The organism is Oleiphilus sp. HI0117, from assembly GCF_001635235.1.
In genome coordinates this window covers 1-8,312 of record NZ_LWGA01000709.1, presented here as the reverse complement: position 1 = coordinate 8,312, position 8,312 = coordinate 1, and the positions used below count along the sequence as shown (strand labels likewise).

General features: G+C 45.4%; 10 protein-coding genes. 2 read left to right on the top strand and 8 right to left on the bottom strand.

Annotation, left to right across the window (positions count from 1 at the left end):
• Positions 1-38 precede the first annotated feature (38 nt).
• From tatB to ubiE, 6 genes are read right to left on the bottom strand one after another with little or no spacing between them, the layout of a single operon-like run.
• The gene (gene tatB / locus A3757_RS10440) at positions 39-428 is read right to left on the bottom strand and encodes a Sec-independent protein translocase protein TatB (protein ID WP_068512008.1); all 390 of its coding nucleotides are present in this window, start codon (positions 426-428) and stop codon (positions 39-41) included.
• Between the two features lie 29 nt (positions 429-457).
• Positions 458-682 (bottom strand): twin-arginine translocase TatA/TatE family subunit, encoded by a 225-nt coding sequence (gene tatA / locus A3757_RS10435; RefSeq protein WP_068512005.1) that lies wholly within the window; start codon positions 680-682, stop codon positions 458-460.
• A 9-nt stretch (positions 683-691) separates the two neighbouring features.
• Positions 692-1,024 (bottom strand): phosphoribosyl-ATP diphosphatase, encoded by a 333-nt coding sequence (locus A3757_RS10430; protein WP_068512015.1) that lies wholly within the window; start codon positions 1,022-1,024, stop codon positions 692-694.
• A 17-nt stretch (positions 1,025-1,041) separates the two neighbouring features.
• Positions 1,042-2,712: a ubiquinone biosynthesis regulatory protein kinase UbiB gene (gene ubiB, locus A3757_RS10425; RefSeq protein WP_068739573.1), complete on the bottom strand. Its 1,671-nt coding sequence runs from the start codon at positions 2,710-2,712 to the stop codon at positions 1,042-1,044.
• A gap of 27 nt (positions 2,713-2,739) precedes the next feature.
• Positions 2,740-3,441, bottom strand: coding sequence for an SCP2 domain-containing protein (locus A3757_RS10420; RefSeq protein ID WP_068516727.1), 702 nt, complete (start codon positions 3,439-3,441; stop codon positions 2,740-2,742).
• A gap of 10 nt (positions 3,442-3,451) precedes the next feature.
• Complete coding sequence (ubiE, locus tag A3757_RS10415) at positions 3,452-4,240, bottom strand: bifunctional demethylmenaquinone methyltransferase/2-methoxy-6-polyprenyl-1,4-benzoquinol methylase UbiE (RefSeq protein WP_068516050.1); 789 nt, start codon at positions 4,238-4,240, stop codon at positions 3,452-3,454.
• Between the two features lie 268 nt (positions 4,241-4,508).
• Between ubiE and A3757_RS10410 the strand changes: the two genes are divergently transcribed.
• Positions 4,509-4,784 (top strand): polyhydroxyalkanoic acid system family protein, encoded by a 276-nt coding sequence (locus A3757_RS10410; protein WP_068516730.1) that lies wholly within the window; start codon positions 4,509-4,511, stop codon positions 4,782-4,784.
• Between the two features lie 49 nt (positions 4,785-4,833).
• Positions 4,834-6,702: a long-chain-acyl-CoA synthetase gene (locus A3757_RS10405; protein WP_068516732.1), complete on the top strand. Its 1,869-nt coding sequence runs from the start codon at positions 4,834-4,836 to the stop codon at positions 6,700-6,702.
• Positions 6,703-6,718: 16 nt separating this feature from the next.
• Here A3757_RS10405 and A3757_RS10400 read toward each other — a convergent pair whose 3' ends face one another.
• Together A3757_RS10400 and A3757_RS10395 are read right to left on the bottom strand one after the other, a co-directional pair.
• Complete coding sequence (locus A3757_RS10400) at positions 6,719-7,531, bottom strand: crotonase/enoyl-CoA hydratase family protein (protein ID WP_068516736.1); 813 nt, start codon at positions 7,529-7,531, stop codon at positions 6,719-6,721.
• Positions 7,532-7,548: 17 nt separating this feature from the next.
• Positions 7,549-8,312, bottom strand: a 764-nt coding sequence (locus A3757_RS10395) for a hypothetical protein (RefSeq protein ID WP_231878251.1), incomplete at its 5' end; no start/stop codon positions are given.

The following is an 8,312-nucleotide window of genomic DNA, read 5'->3' as shown; positions in this document are numbered from 1 at the left end:
CATGTCTTTACTATGCTTAGCTTATTACGGAGGCCATGTTATGACTGCTTAGGCTTGTCGTTTTGCGTATTGCTTTGAAGGTCTTTTGACGAATCAGGCTCTTTTGGTGCCTGAAACAGCTTGTCATACTCATCTCTTGGTAAGGGCTCGAACTCTTCAGCTTCTTTGAGGGCGTCTTTAACGGTATTCTGGATCATTTCGACATCTTCATTAATGTCCAAACTCTCGCCCTGCTTTTTAAGCTCGCTTTTTAGGTCTTCGAGTTCTATCTGGCGATTTATTTCCTGAGTGAACTGGCTGGTCATGCGGCGTGCTTTGCCAAACCAGCGACCCAGAGTTCTAGCGGCAACGGGCAGGCGCTCGGGTCCTAAAACCAATAGGCCGATGATAGCGATTAAGACGAGCTCTAAAAAACCAACGTCAAACATAGTATTCGATAGCTAGTGCCTGATCAGGGTTACTTTTGTTGCTCTTTATCATTGCTTTCGACTTTTTCAGCTTTGCCTTCGATGATGTCGCTGTCTTTCTTTTCTACAGCGGCTTTCTCATCATCTTTTATGGCTTTTTTAAAGCCTTTTACGGCGCCACCCAAGTCTCCGCCCATATTGCGTAGTTTCTTGGTGCCGAAAATAAGTGCTACGATCAATAATATAATCAGTAGCTGCATTGGACTGATACCCATAACCTTCTCCTATTTCTGTTTACGAGATGCTTTTTCTTCAAGGCCTGATAAGTCAAAACGACGCTCAAGTTCTTGAAGGATGTCCTTAGCTTCGAGGTCCAGGTGTGAAAGCATTACCAGGCTGTGAAACCATAAATCAGCGGTTTCATAGACTAAGGCTTTCTTACCTTCGTCATCCTGAGCATCTTTGGCTGCAAGAATTGCTTCGGTGCACTCTTCACCGACCTTTTCCAATATTTTATTTAAGCCTTTGGCGTGTAGGCTGGCAACATAAGAGCTGCTGGCATCGGCTTGTCGACGCTCGGCCAAAACTTCTGTTAACTGTTCTAAAACCGTAGACATGGTAACTAAACTGCCTGTTATTTCGTGATTCGTTTGGTGCGGAATATAAAGTACGCACCGACTATTGCTGGCCCGATTTCAGACCAGGTTAAATTTGTTAACCACTGCTGTGTGTCTGGTTTACTTAGGGCAATGGCTAGCACCAACAAGGTACCACCTATCATATAGTCTTTTGTTTGTTTGCGCTGTAGATTTATGTCATTTTTTAGCTGGATAGTTTGCTGTTCGCGCTTTTGTGTAAAGCTATCTAAGTGCTTAATTTGATTCATGGCATCAAATATCAACTTGGGCACTTCTGGTGACTGTTCAAGCCACTCAGGCAAGTGCTGTTTAACGTTTTTCCAAACACCAGGTGGTGCGATGCGCTGTTTCATCCATTTTTCTAGATAAGGTTGTGCCGTGTTCCAAAGATCCAGGTCTGGATAGAGCTGCCGCCCTAAGCCCTCGATGTTTAGTAGGGTTTTTTGCAACAGTACAAGCTGGGGTTGAACTTCCATATTGAAGCGACGCGCTGTTTGGAACAAGCGCAGCAGAAACTGTCCAAAGGATATGTCTTTTAGCGGGCGTTCGAAAATAGGCTCGCAAACCGTACGGATGGCTGATTCAAACTCGTCTGCACGTGTGTCCTCAGGAACCCAGCCTGATGAAATATGTAACTCGGCAACCATTTTGTAGTCACGCTTGAAGAAGGCGAGCAGATTGCGTGCGAGGTAGTTTTGATCCTCAGGCGTTAGTGTGCCAACGATACCAAAGTCGATGGCAATGTATTGCGGGTTGTGAGGATTCTTTGACGAGACGAATATGTTTCCAGGGTGCATGTCAGCATGAAAGAAGCTATCGCGAAATACTTGAGTAAAGAAGATCTCTACGCCGCGTTCGGCAAGTGCTTTCAGGTTGACCCCGGCGGTTCTCAGCGCGTCAACGTCAGCAACAGGAATACCATACACCCGTTCCATGACCAGAACGTGCTGGTTAGTGTAGTCCCAATGAATTTCCGGGATGTAGATCAGTTCAGAATCTAGAAAGTTTCTACGGATCTGGGAGGCATTTGCTGCTTCCCTTTGCAGGTCGAGCTCATCGTAAATTGTTTTTTCATAATCTCTTACGACCTGTACCGGGTGAAGTCGCTTACCATCCACCCAATAGTTTTCCAGAACCAGAGCAAAGAACAGCATGACGGCAATATCTTGGTCGATGGTTCGCTCAATGCCAGGACGAATGACTTTGACGACTACCTCTTTACCTGAATGTAGCGTGGCGCTATGTACTTGTGCAATGGAAGCGGTAGCTAGTGGTTCATCGTCAAACTCTTGGAATACTTCTCCAACCTTCTTCCCCAAGCCTTTTTCAATTAAAGCCTTGGATATAGCTCCTGAAAACGGCGTGACCTGATCCTGTAGGTTTTTGAGGTGATCCGCAATATCATCAGGTAGCAAGTCGCGTCGGGTAGAGAGTATCTGTCCAAACTTAATGAAGATAGGGCCCAGAGTTTCCAAAGCTAAGCGGGTTCGCTCACCGCGAGACATCTTCGGTTTTGGAAAAAAGTGCCAAGGTGCAAGAATTAGAAGTAGTCTGGCGCTTAAGGGGAGCTGAGCAAGCGGAATAAACTCGTCTAGGCGGTAGCGACTAATGACCCACAGAATCACGAATATTCTGCGGAGTTTGGTAAGTAGTAATAACTTCGACACGGAGTTTATTGATCTCTTATTTATGCGTTAATTGGTCGTTTGCTCTTGGCTAACAGTGCTATCTTGATTTGACTTATCACCAAGTCGAGCCTTAATTTTCTTCTCTAAAGCTTCGCTTGCCTGATAGAGCTTGTCGATCGCTGCAAATTGCTTTTTAGCAGCAGCCTTATTTGGAAACAGGCGTAATTCATACTTAATAAACTCTTCCGCATCTCTGATCAAAGATTGAGTCAGGTTTTTGCCAAAACTCAAACTTTGGCGAATAGAGGTGCCGATAATATGTGCGGGAATATCGCCGATAACAGAAGCGAGAATGCCTTCCCAGTCAACACTGACGATGCTAAGGAATGCCTGAATTTGTTGAATTCTGACAGATTCGCCACTTAGTTGAATTTCGTTGGTTTTGAAGAGTAAGCTTTTGTCCTTAGAGCTAGCAAGTTTAATAAAGGACAGTAAGGAACCTTTGATCTGAACGCTGGAATGGTCCTGAGCGGGGAGTATGGCAACTCGATAAACCACTTGGGTGTTATCGTCTGACTCGTTACTTTGGGCTTCGTTTTGCTCTTCAACGCCCACATAGATAACTTTGCTAGGGGAACTGACACTAATGGCTAGCACACAGTCTCTAAGGCGTTTTAAATGTTTCTGAGCCGCAGGGTCCATTGAAAGAGCTGTATTGATTGCACTTTCAATAGTAACTGCAATTTTAGTTAGCCGCTTAGTGTCCATAAGGCTCATCTTAAGGTTTTATACCCGTATGTAGAGCAACAATGCCGCCGCTCATGTTGTGATAACGACAATTGGCAAAGCCTGCGTTTTCCATCATACCTTTTAAGGTTTCCTGGTCAGGGTGCATGCGAATAGACTCTGCCAAGTATTGATAGCTTTCACTATCATTGGTGATCAAACGCCCCATTAAAGGCAGAGCCTTGAAAGAGTACTGGTCGTAAACTTTACTGAGCAGGTCATTCTTTGGCTTGGAAAACTCAAGAACCAATAGTCTGCCGCCTGGTTTTAATACGCGTGCCATTGAGGCTAGTGCCTTGTCTTTATCTGTCACATTTCTAAGGCCAAAGGCGATGCTGACACAATTAAAATAGTTGTCTGGAAAAGGGAGTGTTTCGGCGTTGGCTTGAACAAAATCGATGTTGCTGCCGTAGCCTCTGTCTAGTAAACGGTCACGCCCGACATTCAGCATGGATGAATTAATATCGGCGAGAATAACTTGCCCTTGTTCACCAACGCGTTTGGAGAATTGCATGGTCAGGTCTCCCGTTCCACCTGCAATATCCAAGACCTTATGTCCCGGACGGACACCACTGGATTCGATCGTTAACTTCTTCCATACGCGGTGAATGCCTAAAGACATCAAATCATTCATGATGTCGTATTTGCTGGCAACCGAATGAAAAACATCAGCGACTTTTCCTGCTTTCTCTTCAGCTTTGACATTTTTAAAGCCAAAGTGGGTAGTGTCATCTTGTGATTGCTGGGCCTGTGAATCTTGTGTGTGAGACTCTTGGGTCATGGGCTATACTCATCTATATGTAACGCGGATCTAAAAATTGTGCTCATTCTAACTCTGCTGTGTCAGGAAAACTATCATGACTTGTAGGTAAATGAATGAACTTTGCTAGGCAGTTGTTTTGCATCAAGAGCAATCGAGGTAAACTGTCGGGTTTCGCCCGAATAGAAAGCGCTTCGTTAGCTTAAAGATTTAGGGCGTCTAATTGAGCCGCGTTTTGGAAGAAGTTCAAAGTTAGGGCTAGAGCAGTAAACAGATTAGAGAAAAATATATGTCAGTGATACAGGTTGTTCGAGAGCATCATTTGGCTCACGATGAAATTAAGAAGATTTCCGAAGATATGGTCGTCAGTTTGGCTGAGGAATTTGGTGTTAAATATCATTGGGAAGGTGATACAGTGCGCTTCAAAGGTGCTGGAGCTAAGGGGCGAATGACAGTGCTACCACAACAGGTTGACCTGAAAATGGAGCTGGGTTTCTTACTTATGCCTCTTAAATCCAAAATTGAGAAATCAATTATTCGCCGATTAGATGAGTGTCTTTCCTAAGTAAATTTCCGATGATGTAAAGCGCCGAACTAATAAAAAGAGCTAATTTATGGCCCCGATATCCAAGTGTAACGCAGATACTGAAGCAGTGGCGAATACCATCTCATTTCCTCGTTTTGTTTCTAAGCTACCGGCTTTTATCAAAGGTACGCCCAAGAGAGTCAAGGGAATGTATATCGCGAGCCGAAAACCAGGTGATTACCCTGCCGGGATGGGGGTTTGTCTTGAGCAGTCGGCCTCAAGAAATCCGCAAGGGCTTGCGTTAATTTTCGAAGAGCGGGAATTTACTTACCAGATCTTCAATCAGTGGGTTAACCGACTTGCGCGATCACTTCTGAACTCTGGTTACGGCAAAGGTGATGTCATTGCTGTTTTTATGGAGAATCGCCCAGAGCTATTGGCCTGTGTTGCTGCGATTGCCAAAATAGGGGCCGTGAGTGCGCTCATCAATACCAGTCAGCGCGCCGCGGTGTTACGCCACAGTTTTGAGCTCGTCGATGCTAAAGCAATTATTGTCGGGCGAGAGCTATTTTCAGCGATTTCTGAGGTAGAGAGTAGTCTTCCTGTTTCTAGTAATGCTCGCTTTTTCTTTGATGATGCTGACACTTTGCTTAGTGATGTTGACCCTGATGCTTTGCCTGATGGCTGGACAGATCTTGCGGCGGTGCAGAGGAAAGAAAGCTCAGAGAATCCGGGTAGTACCTTGAGGAGTCGTCCTTCCGAGGCTTTCTGTTATTTTTATACCTCTGGTACGACCGGGCTGCCGAAAGCGGCTATTTTGACTCATGGACGTTTTATGAAAGCCTTTGGTGGTGCGGGACTGGCATGTTTACAGCTGACACCGCGTGACCGAGCTTATGTGACCTTGCCATTTTATCATGGTACAGCCTTGGTAGTTGCATGGGGCAGTGTCTTGGCTGGTGATGCCTGCTTGGTTATGGCGCGACAATTCTCTGCTAGTAGATTTTGGTCTGAGGTAAGACGAACGCAAGCAACTGCTATTTGTTATGTTGGTGAGTTGTGTCGCTATTTGATGTCTCAGCCAGAAAGTGCTGATGATAAAAATCATCAGGTAAGAATGATTTTTGGTAACGGTTTGCGAGCAAACCTGTGGGCGGGTTTTAAACAGCGCTTTGGTGTCGATAAGGTGATGGAGTTTTATGGCTCTAGTGAGGGGAATGTAGGTTTTCTCAATATATTCAATCATGATTTTACCGTTGGCTTCACGACAATCCCTTACGCCATTGTCGAGTATGATTTAGAAGAAGATTGTCCAGTCAGGCATCACGATGGCTTCCTGCGACGGGTCAAAAAAGGACAGGCGGGATTACTATTGGGTGAAATTACCGATAAAACCCCTTTTGATGGTTATACCGACCCAGAGAAAACCGAACGCACCATCTTGAGAAATGTCTTCAAACAGGGGGATGCTTGGTTTAATACCGGTGACTTGATGCGAGATCAAGGCTTCAATCATGCCCAATTTGTTGATCGCCTGGGTGATACTTTTCGTTGGAAGGGTGAGAACGTTTCGACAACTGAGGTCGAGAATGTATTGGCTCAGATGACTGCTGTAGCTGATGCTGTGGTTTATGGTGTCGAGATACCCGAGACAAACGGTAGAGCGGGAATGGCATCTATTACGCTTGAGAAAGGTGCTCATTTTGACTCTTCAGAGGTCTACCAACATTTAAGTGAGAATCTGCCCGCATATGCCCGGCCGATTTTTATTCGATTGTCTTCATCGATGGAGACAACGGGAACCTTCAAATACAAGAAAACTGACTTGAAGAAAATTGCTTATGATTTGGAGCAGATAACAGACCCGGTATGGGTCTGTCTTCCAGGCGACACAGCTTATCAGCCCTTTAATGCTGAATTACAAGCGGCTGTTGAGGCGGGAAAGTATCGCTTCTAGCCTGTTTGATTCAAGCTTAGCTGCGATTCTTAAAAGGTAAGGGCTTCGCGCCTTTGGTGCCTTGGCTGACTGCTGCTCTCTGGTTGTAACGACCGATCAGCTTGCGTTGTAATTTTGTTTCCCAATTTAAAGCCTGTTTGATGGTGCTAAGCCAGGTTTTGTTGAAAAGCAGCTTGTTGCTGGCAACGGCATCTGGCGAGCGCTGTTTGATCTCTTCAGCGAATTCGACTGCCTTGGTCATCGGGTCATCATAGATATGGGTAATCAAGTTATATGATTTAGCCTCTTCAGCATTGAAAACTCGGCCCGTCATCGCAAGCTCTTTGACGATATCAATCGGTGCCAGCTCTCTCAGCGTTAGTGTGCCGCCCATGTCGGGAATCAGACCCCAGCGTGCTTCCATGATAGAGAATTCGCAATCGGGTGTGCTGTATCTAAAGTCGGCACCCAATGCGATTTGAAAGCCGCCTCCCCAGCATTTTCCGTGTGTCACTGCAATGACAGGAACGGGAGCATCGCGCCACAGGTAGCTGACATCCTGGGCCAGGTTTGAGGCCTTGGTGCCGGGTTTAACCAAAAGTTTGAGCGCGGCTACCGGACTTTTCAAAACGCTTTTTATGTCTAGTCCAGAGCAGAAAGCATCACCGTCACCAGATAGAATGACCGCTCTGATAGACTTGTTCTTTTTAAGTTCTTTAGCCACTTTTGCAATGGCCTCAAACATAGCTATATCGAGTGCGTTGAGCTTACTTGCACGAACTAAGGTTACATAGGCAATTTGATCTTTAATCTCCAGCCTTACTCGTTCAAGAATGATGCGGTCGGTCATGTGTATTTCCTTTGTGCTTATATGCTCAGGTCAAAATTGAAGGGGTGATTATTGCCTTGATAAATCTCATCGAGATAGACGGTTTCTCTTTCGCTTAAGGTATTCATCAGCGTGCGTACATCCTTCATGCTATGAAAGGCTTCAAAGCCGGTCATTAAGAATTGATGAAGTGCTTGTAGTCCAGCCATTTCTGCGGCACCTTCGGTCATGCGTAAGGTAAATAAGATGACGGAGCTACGCGCATACTTGTCGAGTTTTTGTCCCAGCTGTGAAGTCAGTTGTATCTGGTATAGTCGCTGGCCATGATTGTCGCTAGCGCGATAAGCTTCACAATAGATCTTCTCGTTTAGCTCATTGCTGTTGTGTTCAATAAATATGATTTCAGCAAGCCGCTGATCTAGCTGCTGAGTAAGTAAGTTTAGTTCTACCAGAAGACTCACTGTTTCAAGAATTTTTTTTGGTAAAAGCTTGATCATTTTAGGAAATATTCGCTCAAGATCCCGATCGCGGTCGCTGAAATCCTCGGTTGAATATAAATCCGTAAACAGGAAGGATAAGCCGTCTTGATAGTCGCTTGATTGATAAAAATCGCGATGACTGAACTTTAAGCGCTCACTTTGCCAGTGAGCGAGTTTTGCCAAGTGGTGGTCGATATTGTCGAGCTTTGATTGCTGTTGGAAGTCGTGATAATTGAGCATTGCCTCTCTTAGCCTTTTGGCCGCAGGGCTAGAAGCATGGGTGTGAAGAAGCTTGTCACGGCTCATAGTGATCGCGGATCCCT